This window comes from Legionella beliardensis (assembly GCF_900452395.1).
GTDB lineage: Bacteria > Pseudomonadota > Gammaproteobacteria > Legionellales > Legionellaceae > Legionella_C > Legionella_C beliardensis.
In genome coordinates this window covers 1,450,925-1,471,677 of record NZ_UGNV01000001.1, presented here as the reverse complement: position 1 = coordinate 1,471,677, position 20,753 = coordinate 1,450,925, and the positions used below count along the sequence as shown (strand labels likewise).

Genomic DNA, 20,753 nt, shown 5'->3' with positions numbered 1-20,753 from the left:
TAATTACTAAAATATAATTAATCAAGATTATTTAGCCACTATTAGCTATCAGCATGTTAATGGCATGTAGCCAGCCTGCAAAATTGCTTTCTATTTGGATTTGCTTATTCTCGGGTAAAAACTCTTGCTCGCATTGCCAACTTGCTTTTAAAGCGTTAATTGAACTCAATTCCCCGCATCCTATTGCTGCAAGTAATGCCGCCCCCTGTGCGGTTGTTTCAATATTTTTTGGCCGCTGTACTGTTACTTGGCATTGAGATGCTAAAAACTGCAAAAGCCATTGATTGACTGTCATGCCGCCATCAACGCGAAGAATTTTGATAATGATATTACTTTCTTGCTGCATACATTGCAGAATCTGTTTGGTTTGATAACACACACTTTCAAGTGCTGCGCGCGCAAAATGTGCACGATTGCTTTTTCGAGTTAGCCCTACTATTAAAGCACCGCTTGATGCTAGCCAATAAGGTGCACCTAAACCATTAAAGGCAGGTATTAAATAAACACCTTCATTATCCGCTAAACTTGCTGCGAGCTCTTCTGATTCGGCCGCACTTGCAAGTAGCTTCATTTCATCGCGTAGCCATTTAATGGTCGTGCCAGCTTGATAAATGCTGCCCTCAAGTCCATAGGCCAAATTATCTTTAATCTTATAAGCCACCGTGGTAAGCAAATTATTTGAGCTTATGGGACGGGAGCCTGTGTTCATTAATAAAAAAGCGCCGGTGCCATAGGTAGCTTTAATCATACCCTCATCTAGGCCGCGTTGACCAATCAATGCGGCTTGCTGATCCCCTGCAACGCCGGTAATAGGTATAGAAAAACCAAATAGCCCTTGATCAATTTCACCAAAGTAAGCATCGCACGCTTTAACTTCAGGCAAAACACTGGGATTAACGCCAAAAAGAGTAAGCAATTCCTTATCCCATTCTTGTTTAAAAATATTAAACAAAAGTGTTCTTGAGGCATTGGTAACATCGGTGGCATGTACTTTGCCTTGAGTAAAGCGCCAAATCAAAAAGCTATCAATTGTACCAAAAGCAAGTTGATTTTGAGCCGCAAGCGTTTTAGCTTCTGGACAGTGTTGCAAAAGCCAATGTAATTTACTCGCTGAAAAATAAGAGTCTGGTAGCAGGCCGGTTTTTTTCTTTATCATTTCTTTATCTAAAGAAGAGCAAAATTCCTCTGTTCGTCTATCTTGCCAAACGATGGCAGGATATAAACATTTGCCTGTCTCTTTATCCCAAATGAGCGTTGTTTCCCGTTGATTGGTAATACCACATGCAACTAATTTTTTTACATCAATCTGAGCTATTACATCGTTTATTGCCTTTAAAGTCTTTGACCAAATCTCTTCAGGGCAATGTTCTACCCAACCTGCGTGTGGATAAAATTGTGTCAGGTCATATTGGCTAATTGCTATTTCTTGCCCTAAATGCGTGTAGATAATAGCTCGTGTACTACTTGTCCCTTGATCAATGGCTAAAAGATATTTTTGCATTTCTTTCTATTTCCTCAATATGAAGGTAGTATTAATTGATTTTACATACTTTTTAGCAAGGCAAAAACATGACTAAGTTTTTTGATCTCGCTGTGATAGGTGGTGGAATTAATGGCTGTGGCATTGCAGCAGATGCAGCGCTTCGAGGTTTATCAGTTATCTTAATAGAAAAAGATGATATTGCTTCCAAAACCTCATCGAGCAGCAGTAAATTGATTCATGGTGGATTAAGATACCTTGAGTATTATGATTTTTCCTTAGTAAAAAAAGCACTAGATGAAAGACAAACGTTATTATCTTTAGCGCCTCACCTTATTGATCCCTTGCCTTTTGTCTTGCCTTATCTACCCTCTATGCGTCCTATGTGGCTATTACGCGCAGGGTTATTTCTTTATGACAACTTAAGCCGTAAAAATAAATTACCTAAAAGTAAGCTCATTAAGCGCGCCCCTTCATCTCTTTATTTTTCTCCACTGAAGCAAAACTTAACCAAAGGTTTTTTATTTTATGATTGCAACACAGACGATGCGCGGCTGACCCTAGTTAATGCCTTACAAGCTAAAGAATATGGTGCTGAAATTCATTCTTATACAGCCTTAACAGACGCTTCGGTAAAAAATAACACGTGGCATTTACAGCTTTGCGATCAGCAAGGTCAGTTTACTACCTGCCAAGCTCGTTCCCTTGTTAATGCTACAGGGCCCTGGGTAGCGTCTATTAATCATTTATTAGGATTAGATACCCGCTATCAAATGTCTTTAATCAAAGGTAGCCACCTTGTGGTGCGCAAACTATATGAGGGCAATCAGGCTTATTTATTGCAAAACAATGATAAACGTATCGTCTTTGTCATTCCTTACCACCACTATTCCTTAATTGGCACGACCGATGTTCCATTTAAAGGCGACTTAAATCAAGTCAGTATTTCTCCTGAAGAAATAGATTATTTGCTTAACTTAATTAGTCTTTATTTTAATCAACCATTAACGAACAACGATATCTTATTTAGCTGGAGTGGTGTCAGGCCCTTAATTGCTGAACCAGGAGAGTCACCACAAGCTATCAGTAGAGATTATACGTATCACTATACTTCTCTGCCTGCGCCTGCCGTCACCATTTATGGGGGTAAAATTACTACTTATAGACAATTAGCACGCGAAGCAGTCAATCAGTTAAAAACTGTTTTTCCACACTTAAGCCATTCCATCACCCATAAAACACCGTTGCCAGGCGCTGTTTTTCATAATTTATCTTATCAAGACTATGTTCAGTATGCTCATAAAAAATATTCATGGCTCGCAGATGATATCTTAAAGCGCTTGCTAAAAACTTATGGCACCAGGCTAGAATTAATTCTGGCTCATTGTAATCAGTTAAGTGATCTTGGGTTAAACTTTGGCCATGGCTTGTTTCAAAGAGAAGTAGATTACCTACGCGAGCAAGAATGGGTTATCCAAGTTGATGATTTGCTATGGCGCCGTACTAAACTAGGGATTAATTTTGACTCAGTGGCAACAGAAAAATTAGCTAATTATCTTTTAGGAAAAGATTAACTACCGTCATCTTTATCAATTGCCTCGCGAATACTTTTTACATCAGCCGCAATAGCCTGTTTAATTAACTCTGCTAACGAAGATTCAGGCAGGCTTCCTGAATCTGAGTAAATAACTATACCTTGTTTAAAAATCATTAAATGAGGTATTGAGCGTATGTGAAAAGCTTGAGCCAACTCTGTTTCCTGTGCTACATCTATTTTAGCAAAAACAAGATCAGGGTTTTGCTGAGCCATACGTTCGTACACCGTAGCAAATTGTTTACATGGAGCACACCAATCGGCCCAAAAGTCAACTAAAACAAGGTCATTTTGCTTAATAAGCACTTCCAACTCTTGTGCATTAATAGCTGCTTTTAGCATGTCACATTATCCTTTATTGCTTTATTTTTATTAATAGCTGCAATAATGCTTTTAAAAATCATATCAGTATCACCAAGGCCGCTTACACGATGAAATTGTGGTGCACCTGTCGTCTTAGTTTCTGCCCATTTTTCATAATAGTTGACCAATGGCTCTGTCTGTTGATGATAAACTTCTAAACGCTTAGCAATAGTCTCTTCTTTATCATCATCTCGATGAATTAGGGGTTCACCTGTAATATCGTCGAAACCTGCAATTTTGGGTGGATTAAATTTAATATGATAAACCCGTCCAGAAGCAACGTGAACGCGTCGACCACCTAATCGATTCATAATTTCACTGTCAGGAACTGTAATTTCAATCACATGATCTAGCTTAATATTCGCTTTTCTTAAAGCGTCTGCCTGCGGAATAGTTCTTGGAAAACCATCAAATAAAAAACCATTATGGCAGTCCTCTGCGGTTAGTCGTTCTTTAACTAAGCTTATAATAATTTCATCTGGAACTAATTTACCTGCGTCCATAATTGCTTTCGCATTTTTACCCACTGCTGTTCCTGATGCAATAGCAGAGCGTAGCATGTCCCCAGTAGAGATTTGCGGTATATTAAAATATTCTCTTAGCTTAAGGGCCTGAGTACCTTTGCCAGCGCCGGGACTACCTAATAACATTAAACGCATTAATGATGCTCCTAATTAAAACTTAAATCGACTGTCTACTAACCTATCAAGACCCATTTTAATGAATATAAACTTAACTACTTACGTATTACATAGTGATTAAATACTTAGTAGTTCTTTGTACTCGGCAAATGTAGAATAATCTTTAATTATCGACAACGCATTAATTGCGTATGATACACTTGCGTGCGTAAATTTACTTTTTTTGCTACCTGAATTAACCAAGGTTTTTTTAAATAGGTTTGACGCTGATAGCCGCCAATGCCTTCATGATAAGCTAAATAAAGATTATAAGCATCATTGCGCCGGATTCCTGCCCGAATATGGGCTTGGTTTACGTACCAACCAATAAAATCAACGGCATCATTAAAATCATTACGCGATGACCAGCGGCGACCATCTTTACTTTTCTTATACACTTTCCAGGTGGTGCGTAAGGCTTGGGTATAGCCATAAGCACTAGAAGGTCTTTTCCACGGGATAACCCATAATAGTTTTTGCCGCTTAGGTCTAGCTCTACCATCAAATTTTGATTCTTGGTGAATAATTGCCATTTGAACAGAAATAGGTACTTTCCATCGATAAGCGACCCCTTTCGCAGCAACATACCAATCGGGGTATTGTTTAAATATATGGCAAAGGTTGTCTACATCCCTAGGTGGCTTAGTGACACAAGAGGACAATAAAAAAAACAAGCTTATTAATAAAAGGCGCAGAAAACCCATTTAGATTTCACAGTTAATTTTAGAATAGGCGTATTAGTAGCAAAAAAGCAGCTGAAATAAAACACTTTTATAAAAAATTCCTAGTTTAGGTACTTCCATGTCTATACCCTATCAATAGCTATTACGATAATACCTTTCTTTTCCCGCCTGCAAACAAAACTGAAATACACAGGCTTAGCACGGTATTGTAACTAAATAGAAGCATGTTACAATCGCATTATAAAAATAATAACTACTTCTATTTATTGAGTTTTTGCTTGAATATTTTAGTCTTTGATATTGAAACTATTCCTGATCTTGATGCAGGTAGAAAATTATATGGCTTAGATGAGCTATCTGATGAGGATACCGCCTCAGCAATGCTCGCTTTACGAAAGGCAAAAACTGGCCATGATTTTTTGCCTCATTACTTACAGAAAGTAATTGCTATTTCCTTGGTAATTAACCAAGAGCAACAGCTTAAGGTCTGGTCTTTAGGTAATGAGCAAGCGGATGAAAAAGAATTAATTACCCGTTTTTTTACAGGCCTTGATAAATTTACTCCAACATTAATTACCTGGAATGGCAGTGGTTTTGATTTACCTGTCCTTCATTATAGAGCCTTATTACATGGTGTCAGTGCGCCTACTTATTGGGAATATGGTGAAAATCAACAAACCTTTCGCTTTAACAATTATTTAAACCGTTTCCATTATCGCCATCTGGATTTAATGGATATTTTAGCAGCCTATCAAAATAAAGCCTTTGCGCCGTTAGATGAACTCGCTAGCATGTTAGGGTTTCCAGGTAAAATGGGCATGAGTGGCGCAAAAGTATTTGATGCCTATCTTGCTGGCGATATAAAAAATATTCGCAATTATTGCGAGACGGATGTACTTAATACTTATTGTATTTATTTGCGCTTTGAATTAATGCGCGGCGTATTTACGCAAGAAGATTACCTACAAGCCATTGAACAATTAAAAACCTATTTAGCAAGTCACCCTCACAAAATTCATTTGCAAGAATTTTTAAATAAAATGAGTTAAGAGCTTGGGGGCTGCTGTAGAACTTTTCTTAATAGCCAAGCATCTTCTTGGCTATTGGTATCTTGATAATAGTCTTTTTTAATTGAATCTAGCTGAAACCCAAAACGTTGATACAAAGAAATAGCTCGCTGATTGCTTGGTCTTACTTCAAGAATCATACTATCAACTGCACTACCATTTAATTTATCGATAATTGCTTTTAATAAATACTTTCCTAAGCCTTTACCCTGCATACTCGGTATAATGCATAGATTAAGAATATGATAAACAGTCAAATGCTGGCGAGAAATAATATAGCCCACAATTTTCTTGTTTTTTTCCTGCTCTAGAACATAGCAATCATAACCAACCAAAACACAGTCATTTAAAATATCACGGCTCCAGGGCGTTCGATGGCCTGTTAACTCAATGTGATAAACCTCATCAATATCCTTAAATTGCATTGAGCGAACGGTAAACATAAATAGCTACCTTTAATAATTAATTAAGAGGAGATAATAAAAATGTAGCTGATTATGTTTGCAATGAAAATGCTTCAGAGTAAATATTAATAATTCTTTATTAAACTATTTCTGACGAAGACTGATGTAGCCTGAGTGAAACGAAGTGCAGCCTGGGCTTTAGACCTTCTAACCTGCCTCAAGCTACTTGCTGAGTTTTTCATTTTACCTCAGTCAACTCCCCCTCCCGCAAACAACATACTCGCATTAATCAGACTTCTAGCGCGGGCGAGGGGGTTGATTGAAGTGTAATTCAAGAACTACTCTTCATTAAATTTTGAGTTCTAGCAAGTAGCTTGGATGAAGCAAATGAAACCCGGGTTTCGGCCCTATGGGCCTGCACCCAGGCTACATTTGTCACATTTACTTAAGTCCTATTTTTTCTTTTTCTTCGGTAAATATAAATCGGTAATAGTGCCTTCAAATGCTTCTGCTGCTTGACCTACGGTTTCAGATAGCGTTGGATGAGGATGAATGGTTAAAGCAATATCTTCTACATCACAGCCCATTTCAATCGCTAATGCCGTTTCAGCAATTAAATCACCAGCGCTTAGGCCCACAATACCTGCACCTAAAATACGCTTGGTCTCTGGGCAGAAAAGTAACTTAGTCATCCCTTCTTCCCGACCCATGCTCAATGCTCTACCACTGGCTGCCCATGGGAAAGTGCCTTTCTCATAAGCAATTCCCTTTTCTTTTGCTTCTTTTTCAGTAAGCCCTGCCCAAGCGACTTCGGGATCAGTATAAGCGACATTAGCAATACATTTAGGCGCAAACTCATGCTTCATACCAGCAATCACTTCGGCCGCAACTTTGCCTTCTGGTATAGCTTTATGAGCAAGCATAGGCTGGCCTACAACATCGCCAATGGCAAAAATATGAGATACATTTGTACGCATTTGTTTATCAACAGGAATAAAACCGCGCTCATCAACATGCACGCCCGCTTTTTCGGCAGCAATGGCTTTACCATTTGGTCTGCGGCCTACAGAAACTAATACTTGTTGGAAACACAAAGGCGAATCTGTTTTATGTTCTCCTTCCATGCTGACATAAATGCCGTCTTCTTTTGCCTCGATAGCCGTGACTTTAGTTTTTAATAAGAAATTCACGCCTTTTTTGCTCATGCGCTTTTGTAATATGCTAATAAGATCAGCATCAGCGCCTGGGATGAGTTGATCCATAAATTCAACCACAGTTACTTTGACACCTAGAGCCGCATAAACAGTAGCCATTTCTAAACCAATAATGCCACCACCTAAAACGAGTAAATCACCCTTGATGTCTGCTAATTCCAAAGCACCAGTTGAACTGAAAATGCGCGGGTCTTCAGGAATAAATGGTAAATTCACTGACTCACTACCAACAGCAATAATAGCATTCTCAAAATCAACGGTTTGCTCATTATCAATTAACAGTTGATTGGGTCCTGCAAATTGCGCAGTACCTGTTATCACTTCAACCTTACGCTGCTTAGCAAGTGCCTTTAAACCACCCGTTAACTTGCCTACGACTGAATTTTTCCAAGTAACTAATTTCTGATTATCAAAGGTAGGCTCGCCAAAGGTAACCCCCTGCGTTGCCATTTCATGCGCTTCATCAACGACTTTAGCGATATGCAGAAGTGCTTTTGAAGGAATACACCCTACATTAAGACATACACCGCCTAAGCTTTTGTAGCGTTCGACTAAAACAACTTTCTTACCCAAATCAGCAGCACGAAAAGCCGCCGTATAGCCGCCAGGGCCACTTCCAATAACGACTACGTCTGCTTTAATACTTTCACTCATTACGGCCTCATTAATTAGTTATTTCAAAACAATCCTACATTGTCTAGTATAATAGCGAATACATGCTATGGCTGGAAAACCTAGAGTATGGTTCGCCGAATATCGCCAAGTAGTTCCGCTATAAAACGTGTAAAGCGTGCCGCTTCAGCACCGTCAATCACCCGATGATCATAAGAAAGAGATAACGGTAACATTAATCGTGGTTTAAATTCACCATTTACATAAATCGGTTTGATTGAGCTGCGAGATAAACCAAGAATAGCTACTTCTGGACTATTCACAATAGGCGTAAATGCAGTACCGCCAATGCCGCCTAAGCTAGAAATAGTAAAGCACCCACCGCTCATGTCCATTGGAGTAATGCCTTTTTCTCGCGCTTTTTGACTTATTTCACCCATCTGCTTAGCAATATCGCCAACAGATAGCTTATCGATACCTTTTATTACAGGCACTACTAGCCCATTAGGTGTTTCAACCGCGATGCCAATATTGATGTATTTTTTATAAATTAAGTTTTCACCCTTCTCATCCAAGGATGCGTTAAATTGGGGAAAAGTACTTAACGCTTTACTGACTACTTTAGTAACAAACGCTAAAATGGTTAATTTATATCCCATGTTTTTGAGAGCTTCTGACTCAGCTTTTCGAAAAGCTTCTAATTCAGTAATATCTGCCTCATCAAATTGGGTGACATGCGGAATTGTCAGCCAAGAGCGATGAACATTTTGGCCTGTTAAGCGCTTTATTTTATTAAGTGGTTTTACTTCGATGTCGCCAAATTTACTAAAATCAATAGCAGGCGCCTGTGGTAACGAAAATTGGCCTGAACTTGTTTTTTCTGTGAGTTGAGATTTTACATAAGCTTGTACATCTTCTTTAGTTACTCGACCTTTCCGGCCGCTTCCTCTGACCCGACTTAATTGAACACCTAGTTCTCTTGCCATTCGCCTTACCGCAGGACCAGCAGAAACTACCACATCTGCAGTTTCCGTAGGTGAGGCTTCGTCTGGCTTAGAAGAAGATGCTACTGTTTTTTCAGATGCTAACTCCTCTTTAGTATCTGCAGAATCTCTTTTAGCCAATGGTGGTTCAGTTGACGTTTTAGTATCTTTAATTTCTTGGGCTGATTCGGTGCTTAACGTTAAAATCAGACCACCTTGCGATACTTTATCACCAACTTTTATAGTAACCTTTTCTACCTTTCCTGCAGCAGGCGCAGGAATATCCATGGTGGCTTTATCACCCTCTAAGGTAATTAAAGCTTGCTCTTTTTCGATAGTATCGCCAGCTTTAACCATCACTTCAATCACATCAACATCCGTTGCACCGCCAATATCCGGAATTAATACTTCTATCGTTTTTTTCTCTGGCACTGCTTGTTCATCTTTGTGATTTTTTTGCTCAGGGTTTTTATCTTCTTGCTCAGCTGCATTACCGTTATCAGAGGTAGGGCTTGCTTTATCTTTATCAGCAGTAGATGATGCTTCAGATAATGTTAAAATCACATCACCTTCACTGACTTTATCACCGACTTTTACAAAAATTTCTCCTACTTTTCCAGCTTGAGACGCAGGAATTTCCATGCTTGCTTTGTCTGATTCTAAAGTAATCAGTGACGTGTTTATATCAATATCGTCGCCAGGATGCACTAAGATTTCAATAACGTCTACGTTGGTCGCTCCACCAATATCTGGAACTTTTATTTTAATTTCATCTGCCATGTTTATCCTCAAGCCATAGGCAATAAGCCTAATGTCAGTTCTAGCTCTATTTACGATTGTTTGCCTAGCTATTATGTAACTAGAGCAAACAATTCAAGGACGATTTTATATTAATGTGTTGCAGGATCCAGCTTATCTGGATTGATATTGTAACGTTTTAAGGCATCTTTTAACACACTCTTAGGTAGACTCCCTTGCTCTATTAATGCTTCTAAAGCAGCTAGGGCAATAAACTTCGCATCTACTTCAAAAAAGTGCCTCAAACGAGCACGTGTGTCACTACGGCCATAACCATCGGTACCTAATACTTTATATAAAGCAGGTACAAAAGGTCTAATTTGATCAGCATACAAGCGCATGTAATCAGTTGCAGCGACGACTGGTCCTTGGCAATCAGCAAGTTGCTGTGCTACATAACTTTGCTGCTGAGCCTCGTTAGGATGCATTCTATTGTGGCGCTCTACAGCCAAGCCATCCCGACGTAGCTCATTAAAGCTTGTCACACTCCAAATATCAGCGGTTACATCATAATCATTTTGTAGTAACTCGGCAGCAGCAATGACTTCACGCAAAATAGTTCCACTACCTAAAAGTTGCAAGTGTGCTTTACTCTTTTTATTTTTCTTATTTTTACTTGGTAATCGATACATACCTTTAAGGATTCCCTCTTCTACTCCCTTTGGCATATCAGGTTGAGTATAGTTTTCATTCATAACGGTAATATAGTAAAAAATATTTTCCTGCTCAGCATACATACGCCGCAAGCCGTCTTGAATAATCACAGCTAACTCATACGCATAAGTTGGATCATAAGTCACGCAATTAGGAATTGTAGAGGCTAATATATGACTATGCCCATCTTGATGTTGTAAACCTTCACCAGCTAACGTAGTACGCCCAGCTGTACCTCCCAATAAAAATCCCCTCGCTTGCATATCACCAGCAGCCCACGCTAAATCACCTATGCGTTGAAAACCAAACATCGAATAATAAATGTAAAAAGGAATCATAGGTAACTTATTCGAGCTGTAAGAGGTAGCCGCTGCAATCCATGAACAAAAAGCGCCAGCTTCATTAATGCCCTCTTCTAGAATTTGCCCGTCGCGTGCTTCACGATAATACATTACTTGCTCATGATCGACAGGTGTATAAAGCTGTCCTACTGGCGAGTAAATACCAATTTGGCGGAATAAACCTTCCATACCAAAAGTTCGACATTCATCAGGGACAATAGGCACTACTCGCTTACCAATTTCTTTATCTTTTAATAGCAAGGTTAGAATGCGCACAAACGCCATGGTTGTCGAAATTTCCCTGTCGCCTGAGCTTTTTAATAGGGAATCGAATGTAGCTAGCTCAGGAATTTTCAATGGTTCAAAATCAGTAGTCCTGCTAGGCAAATAACCACCTAACGCTTCGCGCTGCTTGCGTAAGAATTGTAATTCTGGGCTGTCATCAGCTGGACGATAAAAAGGAATTTCAGTAATTTTATCATCGCTAATTGGTATACTAAATCGATCACGGAAAGCGCGTAATTGCTCAATTGACATTTTCTTTTGTTGATGTGTGATGTTTTGGCCTTCACCAGCCGCACCCATGCCATAGCCTTTAATAGTTTTTGCTAGAACAACGGTTGGCGCGCCCTGGCTTTCTACTGCTTGTGCATAGGCAGCATAAACCTTCTGTGCATCGTGACCACCACGATTTAGACGCCAAATTTCATCATCCGACATGTGTTCAACCATTTTTTTAAGCTCAGGATACTGGCCAAAAAAATGCTCACGAACATAAGCGCCGTCATGTGCCTTATAAGCTTGATAATCACCATCAACACATTCTTCCATACGCTTTAACAAGAGACCATTTTTATCGCGAGCAAATAAATTATCCCAACGTCCGCCCCAAATGACCTTAATGACATTCCAACCAGCGCCATGGAATAACCCTTCCAATTCTTGAATAATTTTACTATTACCGCGCACGGGGCCATCAAGACGTTGTAAATTACAGTTAACCACAAAAATTAAATTATCTAATTTTTCTCTGGCAGCAATGGATAAAGCACCAACTGATTCTGGCTCATCCATTTCACCGTCACCTAAAAATGCCCAGACTTTCCTTCCTTCTGCTTTTATTAAGCCACGGTTTTCTAAATATTTAAGAAATCGGGCTTGGTAGATAGCTTGTAAAGGACCAAGGCCCATTGATACGGTTGGAAACTGCCAAAAATTATTCATCAACCACGGATGAGGGTAGGATGATAAACCATCTCGTTCTACTTCTTGCCTAAAATTAGCTAATTGCTGTTCAGACAGCCTACCTTCTAGAAAGGCGCGTGCATAAATTCCTGTCGATGAATGGCCTTGTGTATAAATTAAATCACCGCCATGCTCACCATTAGCGCCTTTAAAAAAATAATTAAATCCCACTTCGTATAATGTCGCTGCTGATGCATAGGAAGCGATATGCCCACCAAGCTCAGGTGCGTATTTGCCGGCACGCAAAACCATAGCAACCGCATTCCACCGGATAAGGGCACTAATTCGTTTACCAACGCCCTCATCAGGCGGAATCAGTTTTTCTTGATGTGGCTTAATGGTATTTTGATAAGGCGTACAAACAGTATTAGTCAGCTTTATACCTTGGGCACTAGCCAGATTTTGCAATTCTTTTAATAAGAATGCTGCCCTTTCACTACCATCATTTTTTAATACAGATTGCAAGGCATCCAGCCATTCACGTGTTTCCGTTGGATCAATATCATTAAATGTTTCACTCGCCATGAATGTGTTCCTCGTCTTAAGTCTTTATTGGCACGCTCATACAGTTGATCGCAATTGCTTAGAAATTGCCCCGGTACAAGCCTGCACACAAATGCGATAATCTGCGCGACAATTACAAGTTGTTTTGCGGCATTGTAGTGGATCGCGGTAAGAATTCAAATCACGAATAATTTCCCCACCTTTTACATATTGCTCATGCCTATAATAGAGATAAGCTTCTGATACAGACTGTTTTCTAAACGCAGCACATTGGGATGGGCTATTGCGACAGATTTTATTACAAGCTATTGCACGGTGCTCACAAACAACTTTGCAAAGGTTGCATGAAGAAGCCTTATTTTGCCCGAAGGGGTAATGTGTACAGGAACACAAGAAGATTAATAAAAGGACTAATGCACCACGCATGAAAATAATCATTTAAGTATACTCATTATAGTCAAAATTTTCCTGTTATAACCATATGGATAAAGTAAACACCGCAATTAAAATCAAATAAACAACTAACGCATGCTCTACTAAACTTTGCGCATAAGCTAAAGTAATGACCTCATCTTCCTGACTACGGGCAGCTAGCAACCCACCCGTACTTAGCATTGCTTCATTATTTTGTGGCGATGATAAAAACATCTGCTGATAATAGTTAAATCCTTGTTGAAAATTACCTACAAAAAGATAAAGCATTAACGTTACCCGCGATGTAGGCCAATCCAAAATGGTCAATATGCGTAGCGCAGCTCGCTTAGTAATATCATAATGCACGCATAAGGACACTAAACGATAAAAAAGTACAAACAAGGGGCCAAAAACTACAAACCAAAAAATAATGCCAAAAAGTTGGTTATTAACCTTAGCAAAGTAATTTCCTGCTGCCAATTCATTTTCTAATTCATCATTAGGTGCACTCATTGGATAAAAAGGATTTTCTGGCCCTATACAATAATAAAAAATAGCTAGACTCATTAAAAACCCTAAAAAGCCAAATAATAAATGACCTATAAGAGCAAATAAGATCCAAACAATCAACAATAAAGGTACTATAAGAAGCAATAAAGCAATATATGGGTTTTGTATAAATCCAGCTTGCGGAAATCGGCCTGTTAAATTTTCAACATAATTAGAAAACCAGTTAAAACGTGTCGCAGAAATAGCATGAATTAAATGCCGTTCACTTAAAACGCTTATAAGAATAATTAATAATTTCATGGCTAGTCCTTACGCATTTTATCAGATAATGCAATGGGGGTCGGGTATTTTAAAACTACCAAATAAGAAGAAACAATAAATGTTAAAATGGTAGTGGCTTGAATTAAATTAGCTGCGACCTCAGAAATTAATTTTGTATTTAAGGCAATGCTAGCGACTAAGAGTGAAAATTCACTCGCTTGACCAAGCCGTAAACCAACTTCCTTAGCGACTACCTTTTTTTCCCCTGATTTTACAAGAAGATACTGAAATAACAAGGGCTTAAGCAATAACATAAGTAAAGCTAGCAAACACGCGGGAATAACAACTTGCGCAACAAAGCTAAAATTGAATGTAGCCCCAATTGAAAAAAAGAACATAACTAAAAAGAAATCTCTCAAGGGTTTTAAGCTTTCAGCAATATAAAGTGATATAGGACTCGATGCGATAGCAACCCCGGCAACAAAAGCACCTATGTCTTCTGATAAACCAATTTGCTCTGCTAAAAAGGAAAGACCTAGACACCAACCAATTGATAGTAAAAATACATATTCCTGCGTTCTATCAAACCGAGCTAATAGCTTAACCAGGATATAGCGCTCAACAGTAAAAGCAAATAAAGTTAAGGCAGGTAATGCAAATCCTACAAGAATAATATCATTTAAAGAAAGCCCACCACCTTGTTGTGCGCCATTAATTAAAATAAGCACAACAATAGCAATAACGTCTTGCATCAATAAGACGCTTATCATGACCTCGCCTGTATGCTGGTGATGCAAAATAGTAGTAGGAAGCAGTTTTAGTCCAATAATAGTACTGGAAAACATCATAGTAGCCCCTAAAATCCAGGACTCCGCAACACTAAGACCAAACCAGCGACCTATACCAAACGCAATTAGAGCAAAGAGAATAGAGCTTACTAGGGCAATGCCGGTAATTTTCCTAAGCATATGGACAAGGTTTTGTGGTTGTAAATGTAACCCTAATAAAAATAAGAGAAAAACAATGCCTATATCACCTACCTGCTGCACAGTAGTAACGTTATTAACTAACTTAAGCCCCCAAGGTCCTAAAGCAGCCCCTAGTAGAATGTAAGCCACAAGCAGTGATTGTCTTGTATATAATACAAACGTTGAAAATACCGCAGCGCCAGCAAAAATTAGAAAAATAGTATAGAAAACTGAATCAGTATGCATAAAACCAACGCCTTAGTAGTCAAGTGAGGCTTGTATTTATAACAAAATTAATAGCTAACGATGTAATTTCAAGTTGCATTGTTGTTATTTTCCTTCTTTTACAAAATCATTATTCGGCGCTATTAGCACCTTGGCGTTCACTATCGCTTTAGGTATAAAAATTGAATCATGCTTTTACAACAGTTATTACTTAAAATCAAGCTCTCATAAGTTTAGTAAGTAAGAATTACTTTTATATTAAATTGATCTTTTACTAGGAAGCCCGCATCAATACCTCACATTTTGCAGGCAACTATGGCATAGCTTTATACCGAAAACATCAATTAATAAAAATTTTCTGCCGTTTTCCCACGAAAAACACGATAAGAATAAAGTGTATAAGCAAGCAGCACGGGCAACATAATTGCAACACCTACTAAAATGAAAATGAGTGTCGAGTCTGGTGCGGCCGCTTCCCAAATCGTTACTTGATGAGGGATTAAATAGGGATAAATACTGATGGCAATACCTATATAAGCGCAAAGAAATATAATAATACTACCAATAAAAGGTTTTACCTCATTTCCTGCTGAGATGTTTGATAAATTAAGCCATGTGATTAAAATAGCAACACCAGTCAAAATAGGCAGCGGTGCTAAAAAGAAAATATTAGGCATACTATACCAGCGAGTAAAAATCTCTTCACTGTGTAAGGGTGTCCATATGCTTACAATAATTAAAAACAAACTTACCAAAATCAACATGCCTTTTGCATAATGAATCATTTTGCGCTGCAATTTTCCTTGGCCCTTAATCACCATCCACGTCGCGCCTAGCAGACCATAACCACAAATTAATGCGATGCCTGTAAGTAAGCTAAAGGGACTTAACCAGTTAATATCATTGATAGTTAATTGCATTTCATTAATTGGAAAACCCTGAACGACACAGCCTAAAACCACGCCCTGAAAAAAGGCAGCTGAAATTGAACTGATGGTAAATATCCAATTCCATAGGGGCTTACTTGTGGTTGCTTTGAAACGAAATTCAAAGCTAACACCTCTAAAAATTAAACCAACTAACATAAGCATAAGAGGCATATATAAAATAGGTAGTAATAAGCCATATACCATTGGAAAGGCACCATAAAGCATCGCACCTCCAAAGACTAACCAAGTTTCATTACCATCCCAAACTGGCGCAACCGAACTCATCATTTGATCGCGCTCAATTTCACTTTCTGTAAAGGGAAATAAAATTCCTATACCCAGATCAAAGCCATCTAAGATAACATACATTATAATGATAAAGCCGAGTAAGCCAGCAAAAAGAAATGGCAACATTATTTGGTTTCTCCTTCTGGATTAACTTCAGACATGTATTGAAATGGCATGTGATCAACAGCTTCTTTATCAAGCATAACTAGGCCACGACGAATCGTTTTAAACAAATAATAAAGATAAAAGCTAAAAATAATGATATAAACTAACACAAGCAATAAAAAGGAAGTTGCTACTTCTTGCCAGCCAACTCGCGAAACCGCTTCTTGAGTGCGCTGTAGATTATAAACAATCCACGGTTGGCGGCCAAATTCCGCAGTTAACCAACCGCAAATTGTCGCAATAAAACCAAGTGGCGCGGTAATAACACACCAGCGATGAAACCAGCGGGCTTGAAACAACTTATCTTTTCGACGTAAAAAAGCCGCTGTAACTGCAGTGGCTAACATTAAAAGGCCAATACCAACCATAATGCGAAATGAGAAAAACACAGCGGCAACTTTAGGTTGATCAGCAACACTAACTGATTTTAAGCCAACCATTTTTCCATTCCACTCATGCGTATTGATTAGACTTGCTAATTTCGGTATTTCAATTGCATAGTTATTTTTTTGTTCTTCTTGTGATGGAATGGCGAAAATGACAAATGGTGCGCCTCGTTGTGTCTCCCATACCCCTTCCATGGCCGCTGTCTTAAGCGGTTGATATTGATGAATTGCCAAGCCTACTGTATCCCCTATGGCTATTTGTAATGGCACAACAATCAAAGCAGACCACATGGCAAAAGATAGGCACTTTTTAGCAACATCGATATGTGTTTTCTTTAATAGAAAGTAAGCTGAAACACCAGCAACCACAAAACAAGTGGTTGTGTAAGAAGCAAAAATCATATGAAGTAGGCGTGGTATAAATAAGGGATTAAACACGGCTTCCCACCAGCTGCTAACGACGTATTTACCGTTTATCACCTCATAACCTGCTGGAATTTGCATCCATGAATTGGCAGATAAAATCCAAAAGGCAGACACTGTTGTACCTAAGCCAACAAAAACTGTCGCAAAAAAATGCAATTTAGGTGGGACTCGATTCCACCCAAATAACATGACGCCTAAGAACCCTGCCTCTAAAAAGAACGCCGTTAAGGTTTCATAGGCAAACAAAGCACCTACTATATTTCCAAATTGAATTATAAAAGGGCCGAAATTTGTCCCTATCTGATAAGCTAAAACAATGCCTGAGACAACGCCCATACCAAAGGTTAAGGCAAAAATTTTAGTCCAAAATTTACAAATTCGAAAATAAAGCGGGTTTTGTGTTTTCAGCCAGGTGGCTTCCATGATGATGAGAAAAATAGCCAACCCCAAATTCAAAGTAGGAAATAAGATATGAAACCCTATACTAAATCCAAACTGTGCTCTCGATAAGATTTCTACAATCATGTTCCCACCTTATTGGAATTATTAAGCTAGCTAATTGCTCCTAAACCTACTTCTCAAACCTGACCTATCCATTTTGTTTAAATTAGGCCTTTAACAAAAACTTCACCCCATATTTTATATGATTCTTCAAAAGAAAAATACGTTAGTAACAATCTTTGATGGCCTTTTCTGTTTTACAGCGTTATTATTGACTACCAACTCTTGATAATGAGTAATTAATAGACATAAAGTACTGAAGATGATAAAATTTTATTATTTTAATTCTTTTTGAAAGATAATTTATCAGTTAGTTAACTGAAAAGTAACATAAATAATAATAAGCCATATCTAGAATGCAAGTACCAATTAATGAGGGAGTTTATTAAGAATGGCCTATAATGACACACCATCAGCGCATAAAAAACAATTCACTATCCTGCCCTGGATTATTTGGGGGTTAGGTTGTCTTTTTTATTTCTATGAATGCTTATTACAAGTCTCACCTAGTGTGATGAGCAATGAATTGATGCGGGATTTTGCCGTTACCAGTCAAACCTTAGGGCTTTTATCAGGAATTTATTTTTATTCTTATGCAGCGATGCAGCTTCCTGGCGGGGTTTTAATGGATTATTTTGGCCCACAACGCCTACTTACTATTGCGACTTTAATTTGTTCTTTAAGCACTATCGCCTTTGGCTATACCAATAGTTTCTACACAGCCTGCTTTGCCCGCTTAATGATTGGTTTTGGATCGGCGTTTGCTGCCGTCGGTACAATGAAGTTGGCAGCCAACTGGTTTCCAGCAAATCGATTTGCTTTATTAACAGGCATTATGGTAACAGTAGGCATGCTTGGTGCTATTGGCGGAGAAGTACCTTTAGCCTTGTTAATAGATACCTATGGCTGGCGGGAAAGCATGTTTATTCTGGGTACATTAGGTATTTTCTTAGCCATTCTTATTCTCTTAATTGCTAAAGATGCGCCAAACCAATCAACTACAGCTCATATACCACATGACAATGAAGAGCATTTATGGCCTAGTTTATTGAAATTAATCAAAAACAGGCAACTCTGGTTAGTTGCTGTATACGGCGGATTAATGTACATGGCAACGCCTGTTTTCTGTGGATTATGGGGTGTGCCTTTTTTAATGTATAAAATGAATCTTGCAAAAGCGGTAGCCGCCAATTATATTTCCTTCGTTTTTATTGGCTGGGCCATTGCCAGCCCGTTATGGGGGATTTATTCTAACCGCATTGGACTGCGTAAACCGCCTTTGTATATTGGCAGTATAGGCGCTTTAGCGACTAGCTTGTTATTTATTTATGCACCGATTAGTTCGGGCTTTTTAATGCACTTGCTATTGTTATTATTTGGCATTTTTTCTGCAGGCTTTCTGCCAGCTTTTGCTATTGCAAAAGAATTATGCAGCAGACAATATGTGGCAACGGGCTTAAGCTTCATGAATATGATGAATATGATAGGCATTGCGCTTGCCCAACCCTTTGTCGGTTTAATTTTAGATAAGATGTGGCAAGGTCAACTAGTCGATAAAGTTAGGGTTTATCCTCTAGAAGCCTATTATCTAGCTCTTAGTATTTTACCGCTTGGTATGTTAATTGCCCTACTTATTTTGCCACGGATTAAAGAAACATACTGCCATAATATCCATCACGAACATTAGATTAATAAAGCAATTAGTAGAGAAACTATGTCTAAAAAACTTTTTATTAAAACCAATGGTTGCCAAATGAATGAATATGACTCATCAAAAATGGCAGAAGTCTTATTACATTCACATGGTTTAGAGAAAACAGATAAGGTAGAAGAAGCAGATGTGATACTCTTAAACACGTGTTCCATTAGAGAAAAGGCGCAAGAAAAGGTTTTTTCTCAACTTGGTCAGTGGCGAGAATTTAAAAAGGCTAAGCCAAATGTCATTATTGGTGTTGGCGGCTGTGTAGCTAGCCAAGAAGGTGGTGATATCATCAAACGTGCGCCTTTTGTGGATTTAGTTTTTGGGCCCCAGACTTTACATCGCCTTCCTGCTTTATTAGAAGAGCGCCTTAAATCAAAAAAACCCGTCGTTGATATCAGCTTTCCTGAAATCGAAAAATTTGATCATCTACCAGCTCCACGTGCTGAAGGACCTGTTGCATTTGTGTCTATTATGGAAGGCTGTAGTAAATATTGCAGTTATTGCGTTGTTCCCTATACACGTGGCGAAGAAATTAGCCGACCTTTTGATGACGTATTAGCAGAATGCTATCAGCTCGCTTTGCAAGGTGTGCGAGAAATTAATTTGTTAGGACAAAATGTTAATGATTACCGTGGCCAGATGGAAAATGGTGATATTGCTGATTTGGCAATTTTAATTCACTATCTTGCCGCCATTAAAGGCATAGGCCGAATACGTTTTACCACGTCTCATCCACTCGCTTTTTCTGATAATTTAATTAATGCCTTTGCAGAAGTACCAGAACTTGCTAATCACCTGCATTTACCAGTACAAAGTGGTTCAGACAGGATTTTATCATTAATGAAGCGTGGTTATACCGCTTTAGAATATAAATCTAAAATACGTAAACTGCGTAAAGTGCGGCCTGATATTCGTTTATCTACTGACATTATTGTTGGCTTTCCTGGTGAAACAGACAAAGACTTCCAAGATACAATGGATTTAGTGCATGAAATAGGGTTTGATACCTCGTTTAGCTTTATTTATAGCCCTCGTCCTGGTACGCCAGCAGCAAACCTCCATGACGAAATTCCAATGGAAGTTAAAAAACAACGTTTGCAAATTTTACAAAATAGACTAGCTTTAAATGCATCTCGTTATAGCCAGTCGATGGTTGGTAGTAGGCAGCGCGTACTGGTAACAGGTCAATCTAAGAAAAATGCCGCCCAGGTGGCTGGAAGAACTGAATGTAATCGAGTCGTTAATTTTGACGGGCCGGCCGAGCTTATTGGTCAATTTGTATCGGTAGTAATTACTGAGGCACTACCTAATTCGCTGCGCGCTCGTTATGAAGAAGAGGCATGTGTAACCGCTTAA

The 20,753-nt window shown here is 38.7% G+C and carries 17 protein-coding genes; 4 read left to right on the top strand and 13 right to left on the bottom strand.

Translation table 11 applies throughout. From position 1 onward, the window contains the following. Nucleotides 1–31 precede the first annotated feature (31 nt). Nucleotides 32–1,501, bottom strand: coding sequence for a glycerol kinase GlpK (glpK, locus tag DYE47_RS06500; RefSeq protein WP_115302492.1), 1,470 nt, complete (start codon nucleotides 1,499–1,501; stop codon nucleotides 32–34). A 68-nt stretch (nucleotides 1,502–1,569) separates the two neighbouring features. Between glpK and glpD the strand changes: the two genes are divergently transcribed. After that, complete coding sequence (glpD, locus tag DYE47_RS06495; protein ID WP_115302491.1) at nucleotides 1,570–3,054, top strand: glycerol-3-phosphate dehydrogenase; 1,485 nt, start codon at nucleotides 1,570–1,572, stop codon at nucleotides 3,052–3,054. Here the strand turns inward: glpD and DYE47_RS06490 are convergent. The 3 genes from DYE47_RS06490 to DYE47_RS06480 all read right to left on the bottom strand — a co-directional run bounded on the left by DYE47_RS06490 (nucleotide 3,051) and on the right by DYE47_RS06480 (nucleotide 4,821). Then, the gene (locus tag DYE47_RS06490; RefSeq protein WP_115302490.1) at nucleotides 3,051–3,416 is read right to left on the bottom strand and encodes a thioredoxin family protein; all 366 of its coding nucleotides are present in this window, start codon (nucleotides 3,414–3,416) and stop codon (nucleotides 3,051–3,053) included. The two genes, glpD and DYE47_RS06490, sit on opposite strands and share 4 nt — an antisense overlap. Further along, nucleotides 3,410–4,096 (bottom strand): adenylate kinase, encoded by a 687-nt coding sequence (gene adk / locus DYE47_RS06485; RefSeq protein ID WP_115302489.1) that lies wholly within the window; start codon nucleotides 4,094–4,096, stop codon nucleotides 3,410–3,412. The genes DYE47_RS06490 and adk overlap by 7 nt, the downstream gene beginning before the upstream one ends. Before the next feature lie 149 nt (nucleotides 4,097–4,245). Then, on the bottom strand, nucleotides 4,246–4,821 hold the full coding sequence (locus tag DYE47_RS06480; protein WP_115302488.1) for a transglycosylase SLT domain-containing protein: 576 nt from the start codon (nucleotides 4,819–4,821) through the stop codon (nucleotides 4,246–4,248). Nucleotides 4,822–5,078: 257 nt separating this feature from the next. Here DYE47_RS06480 and DYE47_RS06475 point away from each other — a divergent pair, with 257 nt between their 5' ends. Next, nucleotides 5,079–5,849 (top strand): 3'-5' exonuclease, encoded by a 771-nt coding sequence (locus DYE47_RS06475; protein WP_115304030.1) that lies wholly within the window; start codon nucleotides 5,079–5,081, stop codon nucleotides 5,847–5,849. Here DYE47_RS06475 and rimI read toward each other — a convergent pair. From rimI to DYE47_RS06430, 9 genes are all read right to left on the bottom strand, one after another. Beyond that, nucleotides 5,846–6,310 (bottom strand): ribosomal protein S18-alanine N-acetyltransferase, encoded by a 465-nt coding sequence (gene rimI / locus DYE47_RS06470; protein ID WP_242604167.1) that lies wholly within the window; start codon nucleotides 6,308–6,310, stop codon nucleotides 5,846–5,848. The genes DYE47_RS06475 and rimI overlap by 4 nt on opposite strands. Nucleotides 6,311–6,723: 413 nt before the next feature. Continuing rightward, entirely contained in the window at nucleotides 6,724–8,139 is a 1,416-nt protein-coding gene (gene lpdA, locus DYE47_RS06465; protein ID WP_115302487.1) for a dihydrolipoyl dehydrogenase, read from the bottom strand. A gap of 80 nt (nucleotides 8,140–8,219) precedes the next feature. Beyond that, nucleotides 8,220–9,860, bottom strand: coding sequence for a dihydrolipoyllysine-residue acetyltransferase (gene aceF / locus DYE47_RS06460; protein WP_115302486.1), 1,641 nt, complete (start codon nucleotides 9,858–9,860; stop codon nucleotides 8,220–8,222). A gap of 110 nt (nucleotides 9,861–9,970) precedes the next feature. Continuing rightward, a complete protein-coding gene (aceE, locus tag DYE47_RS06455) occupies nucleotides 9,971–12,643 on the bottom strand; it encodes a pyruvate dehydrogenase (acetyl-transferring), homodimeric type (protein ID WP_115302485.1) in 2,673 nt (890 codons plus the stop codon). A 36-nt stretch (nucleotides 12,644–12,679) separates the two neighbouring features. Continuing rightward, entirely contained in the window at nucleotides 12,680–13,060 is a 381-nt protein-coding gene (locus DYE47_RS06450; RefSeq protein WP_115302484.1) for a hypothetical protein, read from the bottom strand. A 33-nt stretch (nucleotides 13,061–13,093) separates the two neighbouring features. Continuing rightward, complete coding sequence (locus tag DYE47_RS06445; RefSeq protein ID WP_115302483.1) at nucleotides 13,094–13,846, bottom strand: hypothetical protein; 753 nt, start codon at nucleotides 13,844–13,846, stop codon at nucleotides 13,094–13,096. Nucleotides 13,847–13,848: 2 nt separating this feature from the next. Continuing rightward, nucleotides 13,849–15,021, bottom strand: a complete 1,173-nt coding sequence (locus DYE47_RS06440; protein WP_115302482.1) for a cation:proton antiporter — start codon at nucleotides 15,019–15,021, stop codon at nucleotides 13,849–13,851. A 323-nt stretch (nucleotides 15,022–15,344) separates the two neighbouring features. Next, on the bottom strand, nucleotides 15,345–16,343 hold the full coding sequence (cydB, locus tag DYE47_RS06435) for a cytochrome d ubiquinol oxidase subunit II (RefSeq protein WP_115302481.1): 999 nt from the start codon (nucleotides 16,341–16,343) through the stop codon (nucleotides 15,345–15,347). Next, nucleotides 16,343–17,719 carry a cytochrome ubiquinol oxidase subunit I gene (locus DYE47_RS06430; protein WP_115302480.1) on the bottom strand — a complete coding sequence of 459 codons (1,377 nt, stop codon included), beginning with the start codon at nucleotides 17,717–17,719 and terminating at the stop codon, nucleotides 16,343–16,345. The genes cydB and DYE47_RS06430 overlap by 1 nt, the downstream gene beginning before the upstream one ends. 367 nt (nucleotides 17,720–18,086) lie before the next feature. On the opposite strand from DYE47_RS06430, the gene DYE47_RS06425 reads away from it, so the two are divergent. Both DYE47_RS06425 and miaB read left to right on the top strand, forming a co-directional pair. Next, entirely contained in the window at nucleotides 18,087–19,382 is a 1,296-nt protein-coding gene (locus tag DYE47_RS06425; RefSeq protein ID WP_115302479.1) for an MFS transporter, read from the top strand. A 27-nt stretch (nucleotides 19,383–19,409) separates the two neighbouring features. Continuing rightward, entirely contained in the window at nucleotides 19,410–20,753 is a 1,344-nt protein-coding gene (gene miaB, locus DYE47_RS06420) for a tRNA (N6-isopentenyl adenosine(37)-C2)-methylthiotransferase MiaB (RefSeq protein WP_115302478.1), read from the top strand.

What these genes read in the sequence shown, in the direction of transcription:
- glpK (WP_115302492.1), bottom strand. Translation starts at nt 1,501, where the DNA reads ATGCAAAAATATCTTTTAGCCATTGATCAAGGGACAAGTAGTACACGA.
- glpD (WP_115302491.1), top strand. Translation starts at nt 1,570, where the DNA reads ATGACTAAGTTTTTTGATCTCGCTGTGATAGGTGGTGGAATTAATGGC.
- DYE47_RS06490 (WP_115302490.1), bottom strand. Translation starts at nt 3,416, where the DNA reads ATGCTAAAAGCAGCTATTAATGCACAAGAGTTGGAAGTGCTTATTAAG.
- adk (WP_115302489.1), bottom strand. Translation starts at nt 4,096, where the DNA reads ATGCGTTTAATGTTATTAGGTAGTCCCGGCGCTGGCAAAGGTACTCAG.
- DYE47_RS06480 (WP_115302488.1), bottom strand. Translation starts at nt 4,821, where the DNA reads ATGGGTTTTCTGCGCCTTTTATTAATAAGCTTGTTTTTTTTATTGTCC.
- rimI (WP_242604167.1), bottom strand. Translation starts at nt 6,310, where the DNA reads ATGTTTACCGTTCGCTCAATGCAATTTAAGGATATTGATGAGGTTTAT.
- lpdA (WP_115302487.1), bottom strand. Translation starts at nt 8,139, where the DNA reads ATGAGTGAAAGTATTAAAGCAGACGTAGTCGTTATTGGAAGTGGCCCT.
- aceF (WP_115302486.1), bottom strand. Translation starts at nt 9,860, where the DNA reads ATGGCAGATGAAATTAAAATAAAAGTTCCAGATATTGGTGGAGCGACC.
- aceE (WP_115302485.1), bottom strand. Translation starts at nt 12,643, where the DNA reads ATGGCGAGTGAAACATTTAATGATATTGATCCAACGGAAACACGTGAA.
- DYE47_RS06450 (WP_115302484.1), bottom strand. Translation starts at nt 13,060, where the DNA reads ATGATTATTTTCATGCGTGGTGCATTAGTCCTTTTATTAATCTTCTTG.
- DYE47_RS06445 (WP_115302483.1), bottom strand. Translation starts at nt 13,846, where the DNA reads ATGAAATTATTAATTATTCTTATAAGCGTTTTAAGTGAACGGCATTTA.
- DYE47_RS06440 (WP_115302482.1), bottom strand. Translation starts at nt 15,021, where the DNA reads ATGCATACTGATTCAGTTTTCTATACTATTTTTCTAATTTTTGCTGGC.
- cydB (WP_115302481.1), bottom strand. Translation starts at nt 16,343, where the DNA reads ATGTTGCCATTTCTTTTTGCTGGCTTACTCGGCTTTATCATTATAATG.
- DYE47_RS06430 (WP_115302480.1), bottom strand. Translation starts at nt 17,719, where the DNA reads ATGATTGTAGAAATCTTATCGAGAGCACAGTTTGGATTTAGTATAGGG.
- DYE47_RS06425 (WP_115302479.1), top strand. Translation starts at nt 18,087, where the DNA reads ATGGCCTATAATGACACACCATCAGCGCATAAAAAACAATTCACTATC.
- miaB (WP_115302478.1), top strand. Translation starts at nt 19,410, where the DNA reads ATGTCTAAAAAACTTTTTATTAAAACCAATGGTTGCCAAATGAATGAA.